The organism is Amphritea japonica ATCC BAA-1530 (genome assembly GCF_016592435.1).
Taxonomy (GTDB): Bacteria; Pseudomonadota; Gammaproteobacteria; order Pseudomonadales; family Balneatricaceae; genus Amphritea; species Amphritea japonica.
This window is the reverse complement of sequence record NZ_AP014545.1, coordinates 25711-47527: the sequence shown is the minus strand read 5'-3', so window position 1 is coordinate 47527 and position 21817 is coordinate 25711. Positions and strand designations below refer to the sequence as shown.

Genomic DNA, 21817 nt, shown 5'->3' with positions numbered 1-21817 from the left:
CTATTTTGTGTCGTTGATTATAGCTACAGAGCTATTCGTTGCTTTGGCTGAATTGATTTTAATTCCTTTCAACATGTAAGCTGTCACAAGCACAACAAGACTAAGAAAAACCAACCCTAAGAAAACCAGCATAATGATAAACGTTTGATCTGCTGATAGTTTTGAGAAAATATCGAGTGCTAACCAATCTTTGTATAAGCCAAAAAATACAGCAGCGCCTACTGTTCCTAAGCCTCCTACACCAAGGGCTGCTTTAAAAAAACTATCCAAAGTAATCTCCATAAAATTTAATATCCATTACATATGATTCTATCACGTATGCACGATGGTTCGATATTAGTGTAACGCCCGAAACAGCGGAAAATTGGGGGCACAGCGAATAATTTTTCCGACTGCTTGCGCTTGTTATAAGGTAATACACGGATATTAGCATTGAAGGGATCAGGACCCTTTAATCCTCACCATCGGCAGCCGGGTATTAGTAGGCATGGGCGCGGTGGTGGTAGAAGACGTCATCATCGGCGCAGGCAGCCTGGTCCCGCCGGGTAAAACCCTCAAAAGCGGCCCACTCTACGTCGGCCGCCCGGTCAAAGAAGCCCGCGCACTGACCGAGAAAGAGATGGAATTCTTTACCTACACGGCGGGGAATTATGTGAAATTGAAGGATAAGCATATCGCAGAAGAGTACTGCGAGTAGCTCGTTGTTCGTTGCTCGATGTAAAAATTCGTTTTACTTGCTCGAAAAAGATTGGGAAAACAGCATAGCACTGATTCCCCCTTTCTTTATATTCAGATAGCAGACCAACGGGTTCGAGATCTGTTGCTCACCCTTCCAACAATCAAATCAATCACTCTGTTCAGGTCTGCCCCTTTGTTTCTTTAGGTGCCATCTTGGTACATTGCCCAGATTTTAAGAACCCTTTCCTCACCAATTTTCTCTAATTCACTATTTTTAGTGGTAAGTACCTTAACTTGCTCTCTAGAAAGAGAAAGCAGTTCTTTTGTATTATCAAGATCACTACTTAAAGATGAAATTTTGTCTTTTAAATCAAGGTTAGCACTTATTATTTGTGCCTTAATAAACATAGTGGATACAACGATCAAAGCCGAAGCGAGAAAAATCATCACCACAAAACATTTTTTATAAGTCATTATTACCAGCTCTAGTAATATTAAAATTCACTATTGAATTTAGTGAAAGGTAAATAAGCGCATACGCGATGTATGGTGTCGGAGACAATAATAAAAAAAACCTAATAATTGCAAACCAGTCACCAACCTCGTCATACAAGGCAACAGATTGAACATTAACCTTCAGGTATAAGGCTGTTCGCAAGGTATGCTGAAGATAGATGTAAGAGTGCTTAATATCATCCATCACATAAAGAGGTATATCTATATCGAAAGGTTCTTTCACTCTGCTATCAACGGGTAAAAAAGCATTATACGTCCCATCTAAAATCACGGTAAAAAGCACGACAATAAAAACGACAGAGAGGCGGGAAAAAGCCTTAGCAGGAAGTTCTTTAAACAAAGAATTCATTGTGCTTTTTACTGGTAGCACGAGAAAGCTGAGAAGAAAACCAGAGAAAACAAAAAAATAAAGCTCGTTATACTCATTCGTATTTACATGAACAAATAGATAAAATGAAAAATAAAGTGAAAAAACGCCACTTACAAAATAATTTAAAATACGATTTTCTAAAAAAACAAAATTAGCTTATTTTCTGTCAAAGCCTCAGCATACGTCTTGACGAGCGAACTCTTAATTTGAATTAATTCAGCAAAAATAAATACTGCTACAATAAGGACAAAAAAAATGGCCCCCTCTATTCCTAAATCGATCTTTAAAAACACTAAAAAAATCAAAGAAAGCACAAGAACAAGCACTCTTTTAATGAACTCTTTAAACCTCAAGATACTCTCCATGTACATTTAACGCCGTAATAACAATACGGACAACTCAGTAGCCGTTTAAAAGTTTCGAGCCAACAGACTACCGATAACCGGTTGCTTTGTTATCTGTTTCCATACTGAACCATACTGTCATGTGTTGCATAATCTCTGATACTTGAGCGTCATCAACAGATTCATGCCCATCGTTCTCGATAAGCTCATCATAAAGGTAAGCTTGGAAATCATTATACGAATTCCAAATTTTATTTCCGCTATCTGCACGTATAGATTCTGTCGTTACAAACCAATCTCTAACAGCCTTAATTATCTTTGAGGGCTCATCATCATGATTTTTTATATCCGATCCTGAAAGGTCTGAAAGTGCTTTCTGATAACGATATTTTTCTTTTTCAAGAATCAAAATTCTCTTTTGAGACCAAGCACCCTCTTTGAGTTTTTGGCAACCGTAATCAATACCAAGCTCAAATGGCATATTCATTCGGTAATGCTCATTTCCTCCTTCTGAAACAATCCTAGATAAATCATGAATCCCATACTTCGATTGATTTATTAGACCAACTATTTTGTCGATTCGTGATTCAGCGGAATCAGCCCTCTCTAAAGAGAGCCTTGGATTGTAACCAAGGTGCTTTACAGTAAAAACAACTGAAAGCAATAATTGGCGATAGTCATCATCAAAGGGGCAGTTTACAAAAACATTTCTGTCAAAACCGTCCATGGCTACTTTTTATCCTTTGGAGGATGCGGGTCATTACCATAACTGTCTTTAGATCGAATTTTTCCGTCTCTTCCGTGGACATAAAACTCAGCCTTTTGATTCTTTGCTACCTGCCTTCCGTAATCGATTGCTTCCTCTTGAGTATCGAAGTGACGGCTTGCTTTTTCACCGCCCCCTTTTTTTACATCCCAGCCTCCTTTACTGCCTTTAACGACATGCTGTGACTTCTTACTCATAAACTTCTCCTTGAAACATAAAGCCCCATTATAGCGTGGCAGCTTTATCGCCACCGTTATGGCCTTTGAATGGCTTGTTAAGCGACTCTGGCGACGATTCATTGATAAGACTTAGCAATCGATTTGTAACAGCGTTTTCTTGTGCCAACCAAATATTTGGGGCTGCGTATCCCGCCAAAATGGAAAGAGCTACTATTTTAGCAAGTGTTGTTGGTGTTTCTTGAATGGCACCGATGAAATATAACCCTAGAACTAGACCGAGAATACCACCGAGAACGAGACGTAAACCAAGCCATACGCCCCTTGCTTTGCTTACATGGGCATTAGCAAATTCATAATCGTCTTCTTTTGTTGGCGGCTTGTGAGATATTGTTTCTGTTATTGCATATGCAAAGCTACCTAGTACAGCTCCAGCAGGGCAAAAAAAGAGCAACGCAATATCGTAACTACTGAAACCTAGAGTTAGTAGATTCATGACTCTTCCTTGATGAATTGACGCCTAATTGTAGATTATAGTGCCTGTAGAGGCTGCATTTTTTCTAATAACCTACTCTTCACCGACTTTGACAGGCCGTCGTAACTGTCATTTTTAATTAAATCAAAGCGCTAACTCAACGTTTACCCGCTGCTCTTTCTTAGATTTTTCAAGCAACGAGCTAGTCACGTTTTTTGTGACGTTCCAGCGACGAGCTAGCCGCACAGCAGCGGTCTAAAGCCAAGGCTACGCCTTAGCTTTTGCGATTTCCCTCAACCGCTTCACCACCTGCGCATTAACCGAGCGCTGGGTGAAGGTGCCGTCCTCTTTCAACTGTCCGGCTTTGCGGCCCATCAGAAGTTCCAGACACTGGTCGACGGTTGAGACGCCGTGGATGCAGAATTGCCCTTCGGCGACCGCGTCGACCACTTCGCGCTTGAGCATCAGGTTACGAACATTGGCTTTCGGGATGATCACCCCTTGTGAACCGGTGAGTCCGCGGGTTTTACAGAGGTTGAAGAAACCCTCTATTTTCTCATTCACACCACCGATAGCCTGCACTTCACCGTACTGGTTGATCGAGCCGGTAATGGCGAATTGCTGTTTAATTGGAATATCGGTTAATGCGGAGATTAGGGTGCAAACTTCCGCCATTGACGCGCTATCTCCGTCGACATAGCCGTAAGACTGTTCTAACGCGATACTGGCGGACAGGGTCAGCGGGAAGTCTTTGGCGTATTTATGGCCCAGATAGCCGGAGAGGATCAGCACCCCTTTCGAGTGGATCGGCTGCCCCAGGGTTACCTCACGTTCGATATCGACAATGCCGCGATTACCCGGATGCACCGTCACCGTAATACGCGCGGGAAAGCCGAACGATACATCACCGACACCCAGCACCGTCAGTCCGTTGGTACGGCCTGCTTCTTCACCATCGGTATCAATCAGGACGGTTTCATTGAGAATACTGTCTAAAATCTTCGATGAGATACGGCTGGTACGGCGCTCTTTCGCCTGTAGCGCCATTTCGACATGCTGATCGTTAATAATCTCATCTTTCTGACGGATCCGCTTGTAGTCTGCTTCACAGAGCAGGTCTACCAGCTCACCCACATGAGCGGAGAGCAGTTCCTGATCTTCCGTCAGACGGGAGCTGTGTTCCACCAGCCGGGCAACAGCCTGACGATTGAGAGGAGCCAGATTTTCTTCATCGGCCAGGGTTTTCATCAACCGGGCATAGCTACGGATCGTCGCCGGTTCGCGTTTTACGTCTTCATCAAAATCCACCACCACGCGGAACATCTTCTCGAAGTCGTGATCCAGCTCTTGTAGCAGATAGTAGGTTTCCCGGGTGCCGATCAGCACCACTTTGACACTCAGAGGGATAGATTGGGGTGCCAGCGTGATCGTACCCATGCCCGTCATCTCTGACATCGGATTTTCGATACGGATCTCATGGGATTTGAGCGCCCGCTTCAGGGCACCATAAACAAAGGGCTGCTCCAGCAGTTTCTCTGATTCCAGCACCAGATAGCCACCATTGGCCCGGTGCAGTGCACCGGAGCGAATCAGTTGGAAGTTGGTGCTCAGGGCACCCATTTCGGAATTGTATTCGACCCGGCCAAACAGATTATCGTAGGTAGGGTGGGTCTCAAAAACCACCGGCGCACCTTTGGTTTTTTGGTTATCCACCACCATATTGACGCCAAAGGTGCTCTCCATGTACTGCCGACGAGCCAGATCGGTACGCGCCTCGTTGGGTTTATCATCCTCGATAATATCCAGCGCGTTTTTAACCAGATTAGATTCCAGCTGTGTCAGGTAATCCGGTACACCGCTGTTGCTATGGTATTTCTCACGCAGGGGTTGAATCAGCGGGGCTACTGCACTGCGCGCAGTTTCACGATCCAGCGCTTTCATTTTATCGCCCGCTTCACGGCGCCACTTCGGCATACTCGCGAGCTCTTCGTTCAGGTGTTCTTCCAGCTTCGCGATGTTGCGGGTGAACTCATCCCGGACATCTTCCGGCAGTTGGGAGAACGCCGCCTCGTCCATGCCCTGACCCTCGGCGACCGGCGTGAAGCCGATACTGCCAGCATCCCGGTACAGCGCGATACTGTGCTCTCTGGCCAGACCATCGACCAGTTCGATCGCCTGATCATAGAGACGGTTAAAGTCCCGCTCGACTTTGCTTTTCTTGCGCTGATACGCAGGGCTTTCAAACGCCGCCGCCAGCTCGGTAAGAATACCTTCGATCAGGTGCTTTATATCCCGCCGGAATGCCCAGCCTTTACCAGCGGGCAGCTGAATAACCAAAGGGCTGCGGCTCTCATCAAGGTTATTGAGATAGCACCAGTCGCTGGTTTTCTTCAGCTCTTTCTTGGCAATACTGCGAATACTGTCGATGGCGAATGAAAATCGGCCGGTATGAGGGTTACCCATGACAAACATGTTGTAACCGGGCCGTTTCATGCCGATACCAAACTCCATCGCTTCGACCGCACGCTCCTGACCAAAGAAGCCGGTGTAGGGTTCCAGAGTTTCAGTGGTTTTGAAGGGCAGCAACTCAGTGTTGCAGTGACGGTACAGCTGATCGGGGGACAGGCGGGTCTCTTTTTCCATAACGGATCATTCCTGCGGCTGGAGTTCGGAACCTGAGAATGAGTCCTGATGAAACTCTGCAGAACGCATTATTCAGCTTCTTCTTTTATAACCCGATGAGAAACTCCGCGCAAGGAAGGATTTTAGTGACCGTTATTTTGACGATAACTGATGTCTAAGCTCTTGAATTAGTTCAGAAGTATCCGGGCGGATTCCACGCCATATAGAAAACGACTCAGCCGCCTGTTCTACCAGCATCCCCAGCCCATCGATCGCTTTTTCTGCACCATGGTCGGTTGCCCACTGGTTAAAGGCGGTAATGTCAGCGCCATACATCATGTCATAGCACCAGGCGCCTTCACGCAGCAGATCATCTGGCAGGGGAGGGACCTCTCCCTGTAAGCTGGCTGCTGTGCCGTTGATCACCAGATCAAACTGCTGACCCGCTAACTGATCAAAGCCACAGGCTTCGATCGCACCCAGCCCCTGAAAGACCTCGACCAGCACTTCAGCCCGGGCCAGAGTGCGGTTAGCGATCACAACCCGCGCAGGGTTATGAGCAAGGATAGGTTCCAGAACACCGCGAACAGCTCCGCCAGCGCCCAGAATCAGCAGATCTTTGCCGCGTATTTCACCGCCGTTATTCAGGGTGATGTCTGCCACCAGCCCCAAACCATCGGTGTTATCGCCGCAGAGCTGGCCCGCTTCGTTTCGGTAAAGGGTATTGACGGCTCCCGCCAGTTTCGCCCGATCAGAGTGTGACTCCGCTTTTTTCCAGGCATCTTCTTTGAACGGGACGGTGATGTTCAGCCCTTTGCCCTCGCCCGACAGAAAGTTATCCACAGCCTCGTCGAAGCCATCTTCTGGCACCAGCATCGCATTGTAGCTAAGCGTCTGGTGGGTCTGTTGAGCAAATGCCGTATGAATCAGCGGTGATTTAGAGTGCTTAATCGGGTTTCCAAAGACTGCGTAACGATCACTCACCTCAAATCTCCAACCAGTTCTGCGGTTTAAGGTAGAAGTCATAAAGCTCGGCCTCTTTAGACCCCGGCTCCGGCTTCCAGTCATAACCCCAACGCACTTCCGGAGGCAGGGACATCAGGATCGACTCGGTACGGCCACCGGATTGCAGGCCAAACAGCGTCCCACGGTCAAACACCAGGTTAAATTCGACGTAGCGACCGCGACGGTTCAACTGGAAATCACGTTCAGTCTCTCCGTATTCAGTATCTTTACGCTTTTCAACAATCGGGCAGTAAGCGGGCGCATAAGCATCACCGATAGAGCGCATCAGCGCGAAGCAGTGATCAAAGTCTGGTTCATTCAGATCATCGAAGAACAAACCACCAACACCGCGTGGCTCATCACGGTGTTTAAGATAGAAGTATTCGTCACACCACTCTTTATAACGGTCATAAACGTCTTCGCCAAAAGGATCACAGGCATCTTTCGCTGCCTGGTGCCACGCGCGACAGTCATCTTTGTTGCCATAGTAAGGGGTCAGGTCAAAACCACCACCAAACCACCACACCGGATCCTCACCCTCTTTTTCAGCAATAAAGAAGCGCACATTGGCATGGGACGTTGGTACATAGGGGTTATGGGGATGAATAACCAGCGATACACCCATCGCCTGAAAAGTCCGGCCCGCCAGTTCAGGGCGGTGAGCCGTTGCCGATGCCGGTAGCTTATCGCCAAAGACATGGGAGAAGTTCACCCCTCCTTTTTCGATCACAGCACCGTTCGCTAAGACCCGGGTACGACCGCCACCGCCACCTTCGCGCAGCCAGCTATCTTCCGTAAACTTAGCCTTGCCCTCAACCTTTTCAAGTTGTGCGCAAACGCTGTCCTGGAGATTTAGAAGATACGCTTTTACCGCATTAATGTCCGGTGCTGTCATTTATATTACCTTTAAGGTCTCGATGTGATTAGTTATCACTAACTGTACTGATTTAACTTCTTACCGGTTGGTCACTGTCCAGACGATATATTTTTGTCGGCCGACTTAACTTGCCGAGCTCACCAGGCACGATAACATCCACTTTTTCCTTAAAGTGAATACTTACTTTCATTTTATCTCTTGCAGGGTGTTTATCTGAGAAATTTGCCGATGTGGATATAATCATGGAACCAAAAGCATCACAGAGACTTTTTACCTGATAGTGATCACTTACTCTCACAGCAACAGAACTATGATTTCCTTTAACCCAGGTGGGGATCAGATTGTCCGGATCAGGAAGAATCCAGGTCACTGGACCGGGCCATGTCGCCTTGATTCTCTCTTGCTCTTCAGGCGCAATATTATCCAGCAATGGCTGCACCTGTTGTATCGAGGAAGCCACCAGAATCAGGCCTTTATGCAGAGGCCGACGCTTAATTTTAAGCAACCGGTGAACCGCGGTTTCATTGAACGGGTCACAGCCAAGCCCCCAAACCGCTTCAGTAGGATAGGCGATAACACCTCCAAGGTGCATCGCCCTGGCTGCCTGACGAATATGCCACCAGCCCATAGCGATCAGATTTCGCCGTTCGCCAGCTTTTCCTGTAGCGCGTTATCTTTAGCGATAACCGCATCAGTGTTTGCCTGACGCTCTGCTTTGATACGCTCAGCCAGTTCAGCATCCTGTACAGCAGCAATCTGTGCCGCCAGGTAAGCTGCGTTTTTCGCACCGGCTTTACCGATAGCAACAGTTGCAACTGGAATGCCACCCGGCATCTGTACCGTAGACAGCAGGGCATCCAGACCATCTAAAGAGGATTCGATTGGTACACCGATCACAGGCTTAGTTGTGTTTGCCGCAACTGCACCCGCCAGATGAGCCGCCATACCTGCTGCACAGATAAAGGCAACAGCACCACGCTGATCAGCGTCTTTAACGTAATCGTGGGTCTGAACCGGCGTACGGTGAGCGGAGCTAACTTTCATTTCGAAAGGAACATCCAGGCCGCGCAGGATTTCAGCAGAAGCTTTCATAATCGGAAGGTCTGAGTCAGAACCCATCAAAATAGCAATAAATGGTTTAGTCATGATTTTCTTCAAAATTTGTGAAGTTAGTCGGGAAAACGTGGAAAAATACTCTAAAACTGTACAACATTCAACCACGAAAAAAGATGGGTTTTATGCCGTACTGCGAAAAGGATTCAGGTTCAGATCAACCGTTGATAACCATCCGGCGTATTTTCGATATAACCAGACAGCTCCATTCCCACCAGTTGCGGTAACAATACAGAAGCGGGCTGGCCGGTCAGCCCGATCAACTGTTCTAACGTAACTAGCTGATAGCCCATCTGGTCCAGTAACAGGGTTTCACTTTCTGACAGCCTGACTGACTCAGCGTCGGCCTGCCGTTCCTCATAGTGGTAACTGCCTAACAGGCTCGCTAAAGGCTCAATAATCTGCGCACTGGTTTCCACCAGAATAGCCCCTTCACGAATCAGGTCATGACACCCATGGCTCTGCGGGTTATTCAGCGCCCCGGGGAGGGCAAACACCTCTCGCCCCTGTTCAAGGGCTAACCGCGCTGTAATCAACGAGCCGCTTCGCTTTGCCGCCTCTATCACCAGAACACCGGCACTCAAACCGCTGATAATACGATTGCGCCGGGGAAAGTTATACGCCAGTGGTGGCATCGACAACGGGTATTCAGACACCAGCGCGCCACCCTGCGTAATAATAGAGTCGGCAAGCCGTTGATGCTGCCGTGGATAGATTTTCTTCAGGCCTGACCCCAGCACTGCGATGGTCGGCCGCGAAAGCTCCACAGCCGCCCTGTGAGCGGCGCCATCAACACCCCTGGCCAAACCACTAGTAATGGTCATTCCAGCCGCTGTCAGCGAACTGGCGAATGATTTACTCAACTCTACGCCGTTGCGGCTGGCCGCGCGGCTTCCCACGATCGCCAGTTGCGGCAGATGCAGCACACCGGGGTCACCACTGACATAGAGCATCAGGGGAGGGTCCGGGATCGCTTTTAGCAATGGCGGGTAGTCGGGAGAGGCATAACTGATCAGGTGATTGTGTGGTTCCGCCAACCAGGCTTCAATACTGTTGAAGTATTCATCACCGGGCCATTTACCCTGTTTATAAGCCAGAATATGCTGGGTAGTGTCGGGACGAAGCTTAAGGGCTTTGAGAGAGTCATCGCTTAGATTAAGCAGTTCAACGGGGGCGGTTTGCGTTCGCTGAACCAGCTGAAGCAAAAGCCCGGGACCGATCCCGGGCAGCTCTGACAGGGCAATCCATTCCCTGAGATGATGAAGCATGGACACTCCTTGTCCAGTGGACCTGCATTAAGAGGGGTTGCGCACCTCATCATCGATAGCGATAACGTTAGTGGCCTTAAGAATCAGTGCATAACTGACTTTTTCATACGCTTTAAAGATCATCATCAAACCTGACTTTTCAGCCGGCAGAATAATCAATTCTTTCGTCACCGGATCTTTCAGCCGTTCACCGGCTTTATAAATAGTCAGCACATCTCCCGGCTCAAGACCTTCGCGCGCACCCTGGTTGATTGCGACAACATCATACTGACCCGCTTGTCGCACACCTCGCAGCACAGAGATTATGCGTCCATTAATTTCATCTTCTGCAGAACTGGGATAGAAAATGGACTGAATTACTGTCTTTTGACTAGGATAGACCCGATCCAATGCCGAAATTTCTTCCCGGGTTTTACGCAAGTCCAAGGTAATAATGTCGTCTTTTTTACTGCCAACAGCGGCTTCACCGATCTTGAACAGCTCGTAACCCAGGTGTTCTTTCGTCACCGGATCAATATATTCACGCGCCGGACGATAAATATTCTGACGGGAAAGATCTTCAATCAGTGTTCCCCGGGCGTACACGCGATCACCGGCACCGGCAACGATGCGATTATTTGTGCTGCCAACAATATAGGGCGCTGCCAGAAGCTCATCACTATCCATGACGATATTGTCAGACAGAAAAGCGATGATATCTTTGAGTGGAATGGCTGGAATCGCATCCTTCAGCTGAGTCACTTTAGCCTTCGGGCTGAGGCGGATAATACCGTCATTCTTGACTAACCGGGGCTGACCATCGATCCACTTCAGCGTTAATACATCCCCAGGGTAGATCCAGTGCGGATCATCGATCTGCTGGTTATAACCCCAGAGCTGCGGCCATTTCCAGGGAGATTTAAGAAACATCCCCGAAATATCCCAAAGAGTATCGCCTTTAACGACCACATAGGTTTTAGGATGATTATCCTGTAACGCCAGTGTGTCTTTACGAACCTCAGCCTGAACAGGCATCACTAATGCGATACACATCGCCAGAGCGCCCAGAAAACCTGCAACCAGTTGTTTCATATTCAAATCCTTGTCTCAGACCGCCATATTTTTGAGAGTCTATAACAGTATCGGCAATACATTGTGTATCTATATCAGTATAATGAAAAGATTATTGATTTCAGTGTTCTTTTTTTTCAACCTATTTCTTTTCTGCAGCGACCATGTCATTACTTCCAATACTAGAATTTCCAGATCCACGCCTGCGTACAGTTGCTGAACCGGTGACTGTATTTAACGATGAGTTACGTCAGCTTATCAAAGATATGTTTGAAACCATGTACGATGCACCAGGCATCGGTCTGGCAGCAACACAGATCAATGTACATCAGCGTATCATCACTATCGACACCTCTGAAGAGAAAAATGACCCTCTGGTGGTTATTAATCCCCAAGTTGAGATACTTACTGACGAAACAGAGAAGTTGCAGGAAGGGTGTTTATCCGTTCCTGGCTTCTATGAAGACGTGATTCGGCCGAACAGAATCCGTCTCACGGCACAGGATGAGCAGGGTGAAACCTACAGTCTCGAAGCTGACGACCTTCTGGCCGTTTGTATTCAACATGAGATTGACCACCTGGAAGGTAAGTTGTTCGTTGACTACCTGTCACCCTTAAAGCGCACCCGAATCCGCAGCAAGCTGGATAAACTTCACCGTCAGAAGGCTTGAAGCATGTCAGACTCAGCTAAACGACTGCGTATCCTGTTTGCCGGCACGCCGGATTTTGCCGCTTCGAGTTTACAGGCTCTGATTGCAGCGGGTCATCAGGTTATCGGCGTATACACCCAACCAGACCGTCCGGCAGGCCGGGGCCGCAAGCTGACCCCCAGCCCCGTGAAGAAAGTCGCTCTGGATAACGACCTGCCGGTTTACCAGCCACTCAACTTTAAGCTGGATGAGGACCGTCAGGCGCTGGCCGACCTGGGTGCCGATCTGATGATCGTCGTTGCCTATGGATTGCTACTGCCTAAAGCGGTCCTTGATGCCCCCCGTCTCGGCTGTATCAACGTTCATGCATCCCTGCTGCCACGCTGGCGCGGCGCCGCACCCATTCACCGATCACTGCTGGCAGGCGACAGTGAAACCGGTGTAACCATCATGCAGATGGATATCGGTTTAGATACCGGCGCAATGCTACTCAAGAAAAGCTGCCCAATCACTCCGTCAGACACCAGTGGTGAGCTCCATGACCGGCTTGCCGGGATTGGCTCCGCAGCGTTACTCGAAAGTCTTCCAGGCATTGCCGATCAAACGATTATCCATCAAGCTCAGGATGACAGTCTGGCCTGCTATGCCCATAAACTGGAAAAAGCCGAAGGGCAGATCGATTGGCAACAACCGGCAGTGGAGATCGCACGACAGGTAAGGGGACTTTCTCCCTGGCCGGTGGCTTTCACCTCTCTCAACGGAGAAACCTTGCGGGTATGGTATGCAGAAGCAGATACTGATATTGAGCCAGGCACAGCAACTCCGGGAACCATCATCGGTACCGATAAGAAAGCGATTATCGTTGCCAGTGGACAGGGCGTTGTCAGATTGTTGAAGATCCAGCTTCCGGGTAGCAAAGCGATGGAGACCAGCGCGGTGCTTAACTCCAAGAAAGAACTCTTTAGTAACGGCACGCAACTGGGGCAGTCTTAATGGACATTCGCGCTATTGCCGCCCGCGCCCTCGGCCCAGTAATCGCACGCAAAGAATCGCTGAATACGGCACTACCCAGAGCGCTGGAATACTGCCAGGAAAATGAACGCGCGCTCCTGCAGCAGTTTTGTTACGGCACCATGCGTTTCCTGCCCCGATTAGAGCGGCTAGCCAAACATTTACTTAAAAAGCCATTCAAAGAGCAGGACCAGGATGTATACGCCCTGGTACTACTCGGTCTTTATCAGCTCTTAGAGATGCGCATTCCCGCCCATGCTGCCATCAGTGAAACCGTCGAAGCCACCAGTCAACTGAACAAAGACTGGGCAAAAGGCCTGCTCAACGCCATATTACGGCGCTTACAACGTGAACAAGATGAACTGCTTGAAAGCCTGTCTGAGAAAGAAGCGTTCAACTATATTCACCCCCAGTGGATGATCGCAAAACTACAGCACAACTGGCCAGATCACTGGGCAGACATTCTTGAGCAAAATAACCAGCATCCGCCGATGACGCTGCGGGTTAATCGTCAGAAAACGGATCAGGCAAGCTATCTTCAGCAGCTGTCCGATGTTGATATTCAGGCGTCCGCGACACCATACTCCGATGTAGGTATTCAGCTTAAAACCCCGATTGATGTAAGCTTGCTACCGGAATTTGATGACGGTTTTGTCAGCATTCAGGACGAGGCAGCACAGCTCAGTAGCGACCTGCTGGATCTGCAGGCCGGACAACGGATACTGGACGCCTGTGCAGCGCCTGGCGGAAAACTCTGCCATATTCTTGAGCACCAACCGGCCCTGGATCATGTCACGGCGATCGAGCTTGAAGACAACCGAGCGCAACGAATCCAGGAAAACCTGCAACGGTTGCAACTAAATGCTGAAGTAATCATTGCCGATGCCGCTACAAAAGACTGGTGGGACGGGGTGAATTACGACAGAATTCTGGTCGACGCTCCCTGTTCGGCGACCGGTGTCATCCGGCGTAACCCTGACATAAAGCACATGCGTCAAAGTGAAGATATAAAAGCGCTGGCAGAACTACAGTTAGCCATTCTTCAAAACTGCTGGCAGATGCTCAAACAGGGCGGGCGGCTGGTATATGCAACCTGTTCAGTATTTCCTCAGGAAAACGAACGGGTTATAGAACGCTTCCTGAAGTCCCAGCCCGATGCTCAGCATCTTGCAATTGAGGCTGACTGGGGCATAGAACGAGCCTTTGGCCGTCAGCTTTTCCCTCAACCTGGGGGACATGATGGCTTTTATTATGCCGTATTGGTAAAAGATCAGAATTAGTGATGGCGATGCCGCCCGCTGATCGGAGACTCATCATAATATGAAAATTATTATTCTCGGGGCAGGACAGGTCGGTGGCACACTGGCTGAGAACCTGGCTAGCGAAGCGAACGACATCACCATCGTCGATACCGATATGGGTCGGCTACGAGAGCTCCAGGATCGTCTGGATATCCGTACGGTCGAGGGTAAAGCCTCGCATCCCACCATTCTTGATCAGGCCGGTGCCCGCGATGCTGACATGCTCATCGCGGTAACCAACAGCGATGAAGTTAACATGGTCGCTTGTCAGATCGCTCAGACGCTGTATCACACACCCACCAAAATCGCCCGGGTTCGTGAGCATGACTACCTGTTGAAAAAGAATACAATTTTCACCGATAAATCTATTCCCATCGACGTCTTAATCAGCCCGGAAGAGCTGGTTACCAAGCACATTCACCGACTCATCGAACACCCCGGTGCACTTCAGGTACTCGACTTTGCCGACGGCATCGCTCAGCTTGTCGCCGTAAAAGCTTATTACGGCGGCCCACTGGTAGGCCGTGAAATATCCTATCTGCGCTCTCATATGCCCTCGGTCGAAACCCGGGTAGCGGCCATATTCCGTAAAGGAAGCCCTATCATTCCGAAAGGAGACACCGTTATCGAAGCCGATGACGAAGTGTTTTTTATCGCGGCTAAAAAAGATATCCGCTCGGTTATGAGTGAATTGCGTCGTCTGGACAGACCCTATAAACGGATCATCATCGCTGGCGGCGGCAATATCGGTGCCCGGCTGGCAGATAAAATTGAAGATAAATACCAGGTAAAAATAATCGAGCGGGATATTCACCGCTGTAACAGCCTGGCAAAACGTCTTAACAACACTATCGTGTTGCAGGGAAGCGCCTCCGATAAAGAGCTATTGCTGGAAGAAAACATCGAAGATACCGATGTGTTCTGCGCGCTGACAAACGATGACGAAGCTAACATCATGGCATCGATGCTGGCTAAACGTCTGGGTGCCCGCACGGTCATGACGCTGATTAATAATCCCGCCTATGTCGATTTAGTGCAGGGCGGGGTGATCGATATCGCCATCTCGCCTCAGCAAACCACCATAGGCAGCCTACTGACCCACGTACGACGTGGCGACGTCGCGGCAGTGCATTCACTTCGCCGAGGCGCAGCGGAGGCACTTGAGGCCGTTGCCCACGGCGACAGCCGCAGCTCAAAAGTTGTCGGCAAAATGATCGAAGAGATAGATCTGCCAAAAGGCACGACTATCGGCGCGATTGTACGTAATGATGAAGTACTGATCGCCCACGATGATGTCGTTGTAGAAAACGATGATCATGTCATTTTGTTCCTGGTCGACAAACGTAAGATCGGGGAAGTTGAGCGCCTATTTCAGGTTGGTCTTGGCTTCTTCTGATCGGAGAGAACGATGCACTATAAAGTAATCCTGCGGATTCTCGGCCTGTTGCTGATGATATTCAGCTTCTCTATGCTGCCGCCGATCGCCATCTCATACAGCTACCATGATAGCTCCCACCTGGCGTTCATCTCCGCTTTCACTATAACTCTGTGTACCGGTTTTATTATCTGGGCACCTGTTTATCGAGTGCGACAAGACCTGCGGACCCGGGACGGCTTTCTTGTTACCGTATTGTTCTGGGTGGTATTGGGGCTGTTTGGTTCTATCCCTTTTATGCTGGCCGACAACCCTAATCTTTCCTTTGTCGATGCCGTGTTTGAGTCGCTGTCAGGCCTGACAACTACCGGGGCAACCGTTATCACCGGAATCGACGCGCTGCCACAATCGATCCTTTTCTATCGACAGCAGCTTCAATGGCTTGGCGGCATGGGTATCATCGTACTGGCTGTCGCTATTCTGCCGATGCTGGGTATCGGTGGCATGCAGCTCTATCGTGCAGAAACACCAGGCCCAGTGAAAGACAGCAAGCTAACTCCGCGTATCACCGAGACCGCTAAAGCACTTTGGTACATTTATTTATCACTCACCGTTGCCTGCGCCTTAGGGTATTGGTTTGCCGGAATGACTTTGTTTGATGCAGTAGGGCACAGCTTTTCTACCGTTGCTATTGGCGGCTTCTCAACCCACGACGCCAGCATCGGCTATTTTGACAGTCCGCTGATTGAAGGAATTTGTACGTTCTTTATGATCATTTCAGCCGTTAATTTCGGCTTACATTTTTTCGCCTGGCGTCAGCGTTCGATTACCCACTACTTTCAGGATCCTGAATTTAAATTCTATCTATCGATGCTGGGCGGCATCACGGTACTGGCAGCTGTCGTACTGGTTACCACCCAGACATATGCGCCGGTAGAGTCTATTCGTAAAGCCATATTTGAAGTTGTCTCAATCGCAACAACCACCGGTTTTGCGACAGCAGACTTTGCCCAGTGGCCGGTCATGCTTCCCTTTCTGCTCTTCGTAGCGGCGTTCGCCGGCGGCTGTGCCGGATCAACCGGCGGCGGCATGAAGGTCATTCGTATTTTACTGATTCTTAAACAGGGCCAGCGGGAGATAAAGCGACTCATTCATCCGAACGCGGTGATCCCGGTTAAATTTGGCAACAAGCCAATTCCTGACCGCGTTCTGGAAGCCGTATGGGGTTTCTTCTCGGTCTACCTGATTGTCTTCGTAGTGATGTTGATTATTCTTCTGGGGACAGGACTCGACCAAGTTACAGCCTGGTCGGCTGTGGGCGCCACTCTGAACAATCTGGGTCCCGGACTAGGGCAGGTAGCGGCACACTATGGCGACCTGAATGAAACCGCCAAGTGGGTTCTCGCCTTTGCCATGCTCCTTGGGCGGCTTGAAGTATTCACCCTTCTGGTGCTCTTCTCCCCGGCATTCTGGAAGCGCTAACTCGTTTTGAAGGCAATAAAAAAGGGGCTATAGAAGCCCCTTTTTAATACCTGCGCCTTTAACTTCTAATACCTTCTCGTGCCATCCGAGCAGTGTTGAAAGCGCTTATATTCCCACTGATACTGTTCAGGAACCTGCCTGACACAGAACTCAACTTCCGCATTCATCGCCGTTGCAGAACTCAAAAGATCTTTGTCATTAATCTTATCGGAAGCGCGATGAAAGAAAATCTCATAGCCCTCAGCACCCGGCAGACGCTTAGCATATGCGGAGAGAACCACGGCCCCGGTTTGGGCTGCAAGTTGTGGCAGCAACTTCATGCTGTAACTATCCTGCCCAAAAAAAGGGGCGAACACACCACTCCCTTTATCGGCTTCCTGATCCGGTAAGATACCCAGCACTTCACCTGCCTTTAACGCCTTCATCGCCATACGCACCCCCTTCACATTAGCCGGGGCAAGCTTTGAACCTAATCGGGCTCGCTTACGCCTGACCAGCCGATCCATCAATTCAATCTTCGGGGGACGATACATAGAGGTAAGCTTGTACTTTGTGCTTAAATGCAGCCCTAGTACTTCCCAGTTTCCCAGGTGTGGTGCAATTAAAATCACACCTTTCCCATTCGCCAGCGCTTCTGACAAAAGCTCTTCATGATGAATTTTTCGGATCTTTTTTATTACTCGCTCGGGCGACCAGATCCATGACATTCCCATTTCTCCAGCCAACCGACCGGTCTCAATCAAGCTCTCTTTTACCAGCGTCTCCTGTTGCTCTGCATTCAGCTCAGGGAAGCACAGCTCTATATTCATTCGTGTTATTTTGTATGCTTTACTTTTTTGTTTATAGGTCCGCTTTCCAATATAGCTTCCCAACAACTGAGCCACGCTCAACGGAAGAAGTGCGAGTAGATAGAGAACGGATATGGATAGCCAGCCTTTAAGATGTTTCACGTGGAACCTTTTCACAACATGGAATAAAAATAAGCACTTATAACCAACTAAGCGACTGCCGAGATTATATAATGGGGAATCTGATAAAGACCAACAATGAAACAAAATCAACGAGGCAACACGATGCGATATACCGTTTACCTATCAGGCGAGATCCATACTGACTGGCGAGAAAAGATAAAAACAGCCATCAGCGAGAAGAACCTGCCCATCGATATACTGACACCCAATACCGATCACGGCAGCAGCGACGACTGCGGTACTAATATTCTAGGCGCTGAAGAAAAGCACTTTTGGAAAGACAATAAGGCTGCCAAGATAAACAGCATCCGACACATGACTGCCATTAAACGCGCTGACATTGTCGTCGTACGTTTTGGCGACAAATACAAACAATGGAACGCAGCCTTCGATGCTGGCATCGCCACCGCCCTCGGAAAATCACTTATCGTAGAGCACGCCGAAGAGATCACCCACCCCCTGAAAGAAGTTGATGCAGCAGCAATGGCTGTCGCTGAAAACACCGAACAGGTAATTGAGATACTGGAATATCTCAGCAGGGATTATTAAAACCGCGTAAAAGCCACCGAAAAACAACCTTAATCGAGCAGCTAGGCGCTTTCACAGCTTCTAATTCGTGTATAATTTCGCTCTATTTTTGTACAAACAGATTTCAAATGGTGAACTCAGTGACAGATAAAGCGAGACCGGATGCCAGCACCTTTCAGGGGCTAATCCTGGCGCTGCAAGAGTATTGGTCAGAGCAGGGCTGCGTATTAATGCAACCACTGGATATGGAAGTGGGCGCCGGCACATTCCACCCAGCTACATTTTTGCGCGCCATCGGTCCTGAGACCTGGAACTCAGCCTACGTCCAGCCAAGCCGACGTCCAACCGACGGTCGCTACGGCGACAACCCAAACCGACTACAACATTACTATCAGTTCCAGGTAGTAATGAAACCGTCGCCTGATAACATTCAGGAACTCTACCTCGGCTCACTGCAACGCATGGGCTTAGATCTTAACGTTCACGATGTTCGCTTCGTAGAAGATAACTGGGAATCACCAACACTGGGCGCATGGGGCCTGGGCTGGGAAGTCTGGCTTAACGGCATGGAAGTCACCCAGTTCACTTATTTCCAGCAAGCAGGCGGTATTGAGTGCTATCCGGTAACCGGAGAGATCACTTACGGCCTAGAACGTATTGCTATGTACCTGCAGGATGTCGATAGTGTTTATGACTTAATCTGGACATACAACGCAGACGGTAGCGCGGTGACATACGGAGACGTATACCACCAAAACGAAGTAGAGCAGTCTACCTATAACTTTGAACACGCTGACGTACCTCAGCTATTCAAGAGCTTCGACCATCATGAATCCGAGTGCAATAAATTGTTAGCACTGGAGACACCACTGCCGCTGCCAGCTTATGAGCAGGTTCTGAAAGCATCTCACACGTTCAACTTACTGGACGCTCGCCATGCGATTTCAGTTACCGAACGCCAACGCTATATCCTGCGCGTTAGAACACTTGCTCGTGAAGTTGCTCACGCCTATTTCAACACCCGTAAAGCGCTTGGCTTCCCGCTGGCGGAAGAGGGCATCCGCAATGAAGTACTGGCCGCCTGCGAAGAGGAGAGCAAGTGATGAGTGATTCAATCAACCGTCAGGACTTTCTGTTCGAACTCGGTACAGAAGAGCTTCCACCGAAAGCACTTAAAACCCTGTCAGCCGCATTAGAAAAAGAAGTCATTGCTGGCATCAAAGAACTGTTCGGCAAGCAAGCCGCTGAGATCTTTGAGGGCACCACTGTTAACTCATATGCAGCACCCCGTCGCCTTGCTTTATTCCTGAGCAACCTGGCTGACGAAGTACCTAGCAGCACTTTTATGATGCAGGGCCCACCCGCACGCATCGCCTATGATGAGCTGGGAAACCCCAGCAAAGCACTTGAAGGCTTCGCTCGCAAATGTGGTACTACCGTCGACAAGCTGGTCGATATAGATGGCAAGATGAGCTTTAGCCGGGAACTGCCAGCCAAAGCACTGGCCAACGAACTACCCGCTATTATTGAAACCGCACTCGGCAAGCTACCTATCCCAAAACGAATGCGCTGGGGCGCCTCACGTACTGAATTTGTACGTCCGGTAAAATGGCTGGTCATGCTCATGGGCGACCAGGTTGTAGAATGCGAAATCCTTGGCCTGAAAGCCGACCGTAATACACGCGGCCACCGCTTCCATCACAACCAGGAAATCGTACTTAGTCAGGCAAACGAATACCTGGAAAACCTCGAGAGTGTCGGCTGGGTAATGGCTGACTTCGAAGAGCGCCGCGAGAAAATCCGCGCCCAGGTTGAAGCCGAGGGACGTTTGGTAAACGGTATCGCTCAGATTGATGAAGACCTTCTTGATGAAGTCACCGGACTCAATGAATGGCCTGTTGCACTAACCGGCCGCTTCGAAGACCGGTTCCTCGAAGTACCCGCCCAGGCACTGATCTCTTCAATGAAAGAGCATCAGAAGTATTTCCACGTCACTGATAGCGATGGCAAGCTAATGCCATTCTTCATTACGATTTCAAATATCGAGTCTACAGACCCTGCTCAAGTCATCGCTGGAAACGAAAAAGTTATCCGCCCTCGTTTATCCGATGCGGCATTCTTTTTTGAGACCGACAAGAAGCGCACACTTGAATCACGCGTCGAAGACCTTAAGACGATCGTCTTCCAAAAAGACCTCGGCACACTGCACGACAAAGCCAGCCGCGTTGCAACCCTGGCCAAGCATATTGCAGCAGCTCTCGGCCAGGATCAGGCCAAAGCAGAACGGGCCGCACTGCTCGCCAAGACCGACCTAATGACGGATATGGTTTACGAATTTACCGATCTTCAGGGCTTGATGGGATACCATTACGCGCTTAACGACGGTGAAGACGAAGCCGTTGCTCTGGCACAAAATGAACAGTACATGCCACGCTTTGCCGGCGACGAGCTTCCTCAAAGCGAACCCGGAATCGCGGTAGCACTTGCTGATCGCCTGGACACTCTGACAGGTCTGTTTGGCATTAATCAGCCACCAACCGGCTCCAAAGACCCCTTCGCACTGCGCCGGGCTTCTTTAGGCGTACTACGCATTATCGTAGAGCGGCAGCTTAACCTGGACCTTGAAGACCTGATTAAAGTAGCCGCCGATTGCCACTCAAACCTGCCTGCACGGGAAGGTCTGGAATCTAAAATCGTCGACTTCATGCTGGAACGTTTCCGTGCATGGTATGACGATGAAGGGATTGCAATTGAGGCCTACTTAGCGGTTCATGCACTTCGCCCAACCCGACCGCTTGAATTTGATCAGCGAGTGAAAGCGGTAAGTCACTTCCGCACACTCAACGAAGCTGAAGCCCTTGCTGCCGCCAACAAGCGTGTATCAAACATCTTGAGCAAGCAAGACACCAAGATCGCTGACAACGTATCTGAAGCGCTTCTGATTGAAGACGCAGAGAAGGCGCTTGCCAAAGCAGTCGCAAACAAGTCAGCAGAACTTGCGCCACTGTTTGCAGCGGGCAACTTCAAGGAAGTACTCGAAGCGCTGGCTGAACTGCGACCTACCGTCGATAAGTTTTTTGATGAAGTTATGGTGATGGCCGACGACGAAGCGGTTAGAAACAATCGCCTTGCTCTGCTAAACCAGCTGCGCAATCTGTTCCTAGGTGTCGCCGATATTTCAGCGCTTAGCTAAGCGTTTTATCAGCAAGCTAATTATAAGGCCGGTTAACTAACCGGCC

Annotated in this window: 23 protein-coding genes; 9 read left to right on the top strand and 14 right to left on the bottom strand. The window is 49.3% G+C overall.

The features are described from left to right. A complete protein-coding gene (locus AMJAP_RS00225; protein WP_156815147.1) occupies nucleotides 1-270 on the bottom strand; it encodes a hypothetical protein in 270 nt (89 codons plus the stop codon). Between the two features lie 184 nt (nucleotides 271-454). Here AMJAP_RS00225 and AMJAP_RS00220 point away from each other — a divergent pair, with 184 nt between their 5' ends. Continuing rightward, nucleotides 455-697: a gamma carbonic anhydrase family protein gene (locus AMJAP_RS00220; RefSeq protein ID WP_328702002.1), complete on the top strand. Its 243-nt coding sequence runs from the start codon at nucleotides 455-457 to the stop codon at nucleotides 695-697. 182 nt (nucleotides 698-879) lie between these two features. On the opposite strand, the gene AMJAP_RS00215 is transcribed toward AMJAP_RS00220, so the two are convergent. From AMJAP_RS00215 to AMJAP_RS00160, 12 genes are all read right to left on the bottom strand, one after another. Beyond that, nucleotides 880-1152, bottom strand: coding sequence for a hypothetical protein (locus AMJAP_RS00215; protein WP_019621197.1), 273 nt, complete (start codon nucleotides 1150-1152; stop codon nucleotides 880-882). After that, complete coding sequence (locus AMJAP_RS00210) at nucleotides 1142-1543, bottom strand: hypothetical protein (protein WP_201356397.1); 402 nt, start codon at nucleotides 1541-1543, stop codon at nucleotides 1142-1144. The genes AMJAP_RS00215 and AMJAP_RS00210 overlap by 11 nt, the downstream gene beginning before the upstream one ends. Before the next feature lie 453 nt (nucleotides 1544-1996). Continuing rightward, complete coding sequence (locus AMJAP_RS00205; protein ID WP_019621199.1) at nucleotides 1997-2635, bottom strand: hypothetical protein; 639 nt, start codon at nucleotides 2633-2635, stop codon at nucleotides 1997-1999. 2 nt (nucleotides 2636-2637) lie between these two features. Further along, on the bottom strand, nucleotides 2638-2871 hold the full coding sequence (locus AMJAP_RS00200; RefSeq protein ID WP_019621200.1) for a DUF2188 domain-containing protein: 234 nt from the start codon (nucleotides 2869-2871) through the stop codon (nucleotides 2638-2640). A gap of 28 nt (nucleotides 2872-2899) precedes the next feature. Continuing rightward, entirely contained in the window at nucleotides 2900-3346 is a 447-nt protein-coding gene (locus tag AMJAP_RS00195) for a hypothetical protein (protein WP_019621201.1), read from the bottom strand. A 246-nt stretch (nucleotides 3347-3592) separates the two neighbouring features. After that, entirely contained in the window at nucleotides 3593-5968 is a 2376-nt protein-coding gene (locus AMJAP_RS00190; protein ID WP_019621202.1) for a Lon protease family protein, read from the bottom strand. 132 nt (nucleotides 5969-6100) lie between these two features. Further along, a complete protein-coding gene (aroE, locus tag AMJAP_RS00185; protein WP_026340050.1) occupies nucleotides 6101-6931 on the bottom strand; it encodes a shikimate dehydrogenase in 831 nt (276 codons plus the stop codon). Between the two features lies 1 nt (nucleotide 6932). Then, nucleotides 6933-7847: an oxygen-dependent coproporphyrinogen oxidase gene (gene hemF / locus AMJAP_RS00180; protein WP_019621204.1), complete on the bottom strand. Its 915-nt coding sequence runs from the start codon at nucleotides 7845-7847 to the stop codon at nucleotides 6933-6935. A gap of 52 nt (nucleotides 7848-7899) precedes the next feature. After that, nucleotides 7900-8457: an L-threonylcarbamoyladenylate synthase type 1 TsaC gene (locus tag AMJAP_RS00175; protein ID WP_019621205.1), complete on the bottom strand. Its 558-nt coding sequence runs from the start codon at nucleotides 8455-8457 to the stop codon at nucleotides 7900-7902. 5 nt (nucleotides 8458-8462) lie between these two features. Beyond that, nucleotides 8463-8975: a 5-(carboxyamino)imidazole ribonucleotide mutase gene (purE, locus tag AMJAP_RS00170; RefSeq protein WP_019621206.1), complete on the bottom strand. Its 513-nt coding sequence runs from the start codon at nucleotides 8973-8975 to the stop codon at nucleotides 8463-8465. A 119-nt stretch (nucleotides 8976-9094) separates the two neighbouring features. Next, nucleotides 9095-10210, bottom strand: coding sequence for a DNA-processing protein DprA (gene dprA, locus AMJAP_RS00165; protein ID WP_019621207.1), 1116 nt, complete (start codon nucleotides 10208-10210; stop codon nucleotides 9095-9097). Nucleotides 10211-10237: 27 nt separating this feature from the next. Then, the gene (locus AMJAP_RS00160; protein ID WP_019621208.1) at nucleotides 10238-11281 is read right to left on the bottom strand and encodes a LysM peptidoglycan-binding domain-containing protein; all 1044 of its coding nucleotides are present in this window, start codon (nucleotides 11279-11281) and stop codon (nucleotides 10238-10240) included. Between the two features lie 143 nt (nucleotides 11282-11424). On the opposite strand from AMJAP_RS00160, the gene def reads away from it, so the two are divergent. Genes def through AMJAP_RS00135 form a run of 5 tightly spaced genes read left to right on the top strand, consistent with a single transcriptional unit; the run spans nucleotide 11425 to nucleotide 17079 of the window. Further along, nucleotides 11425-11931: a peptide deformylase gene (gene def, locus AMJAP_RS00155; RefSeq protein ID WP_019621209.1), complete on the top strand. Its 507-nt coding sequence runs from the start codon at nucleotides 11425-11427 to the stop codon at nucleotides 11929-11931. A gap of 3 nt (nucleotides 11932-11934) precedes the next feature. Beyond that, on the top strand, nucleotides 11935-12903 hold the full coding sequence (fmt, locus tag AMJAP_RS00150; RefSeq protein ID WP_019621210.1) for a methionyl-tRNA formyltransferase: 969 nt from the start codon (nucleotides 11935-11937) through the stop codon (nucleotides 12901-12903). After that, nucleotides 12903-14201 carry a 16S rRNA (cytosine(967)-C(5))-methyltransferase RsmB gene (gene rsmB, locus AMJAP_RS00145; RefSeq protein ID WP_019621211.1) on the top strand — a complete coding sequence of 433 codons (1299 nt, stop codon included), beginning with the start codon at nucleotides 12903-12905 and terminating at the stop codon, nucleotides 14199-14201. The genes fmt and rsmB overlap by 1 nt, the downstream gene beginning before the upstream one ends. A 40-nt stretch (nucleotides 14202-14241) precedes the next feature. Continuing rightward, the gene (gene trkA / locus AMJAP_RS00140) at nucleotides 14242-15618 is read left to right on the top strand and encodes a Trk system potassium transporter TrkA (RefSeq protein ID WP_019621212.1); all 1377 of its coding nucleotides are present in this window, start codon (nucleotides 14242-14244) and stop codon (nucleotides 15616-15618) included. A gap of 12 nt (nucleotides 15619-15630) precedes the next feature. After that, nucleotides 15631-17079 carry a TrkH family potassium uptake protein gene (locus AMJAP_RS00135; RefSeq protein WP_019621213.1) on the top strand — a complete coding sequence of 483 codons (1449 nt, stop codon included), beginning with the start codon at nucleotides 15631-15633 and terminating at the stop codon, nucleotides 17077-17079. 65 nt (nucleotides 17080-17144) lie between these two features. Here AMJAP_RS00135 and AMJAP_RS00130 read toward each other — a convergent pair whose 3' ends face one another. Further along, entirely contained in the window at nucleotides 17145-18029 is an 885-nt protein-coding gene (locus AMJAP_RS00130; RefSeq protein ID WP_019621214.1) for a lysophospholipid acyltransferase family protein, read from the bottom strand. 123 nt (nucleotides 18030-18152) lie between these two features. On the opposite strand from AMJAP_RS00130, the gene AMJAP_RS00125 reads away from it, so the two are divergent. From AMJAP_RS00125 to glyS, 3 genes are all read left to right on the top strand, one after another. After that, nucleotides 18153-18599 (top strand): YtoQ family protein, encoded by a 447-nt coding sequence (locus AMJAP_RS00125; protein WP_026340052.1) that lies wholly within the window; start codon nucleotides 18153-18155, stop codon nucleotides 18597-18599. A 107-nt stretch (nucleotides 18600-18706) separates the two neighbouring features. Beyond that, nucleotides 18707-19681 carry a glycine--tRNA ligase subunit alpha gene (gene glyQ / locus AMJAP_RS00120; RefSeq protein ID WP_019621216.1) on the top strand — a complete coding sequence of 325 codons (975 nt, stop codon included), beginning with the start codon at nucleotides 18707-18709 and terminating at the stop codon, nucleotides 19679-19681. Next, a complete protein-coding gene (gene glyS, locus AMJAP_RS00115; RefSeq protein ID WP_019621217.1) occupies nucleotides 19681-21771 on the top strand; it encodes a glycine--tRNA ligase subunit beta in 2091 nt (696 codons plus the stop codon). The genes glyQ and glyS overlap by 1 nt, the downstream gene beginning before the upstream one ends. The last annotated feature ends 46 nt before the right edge of the window (nucleotides 21772-21817 follow it).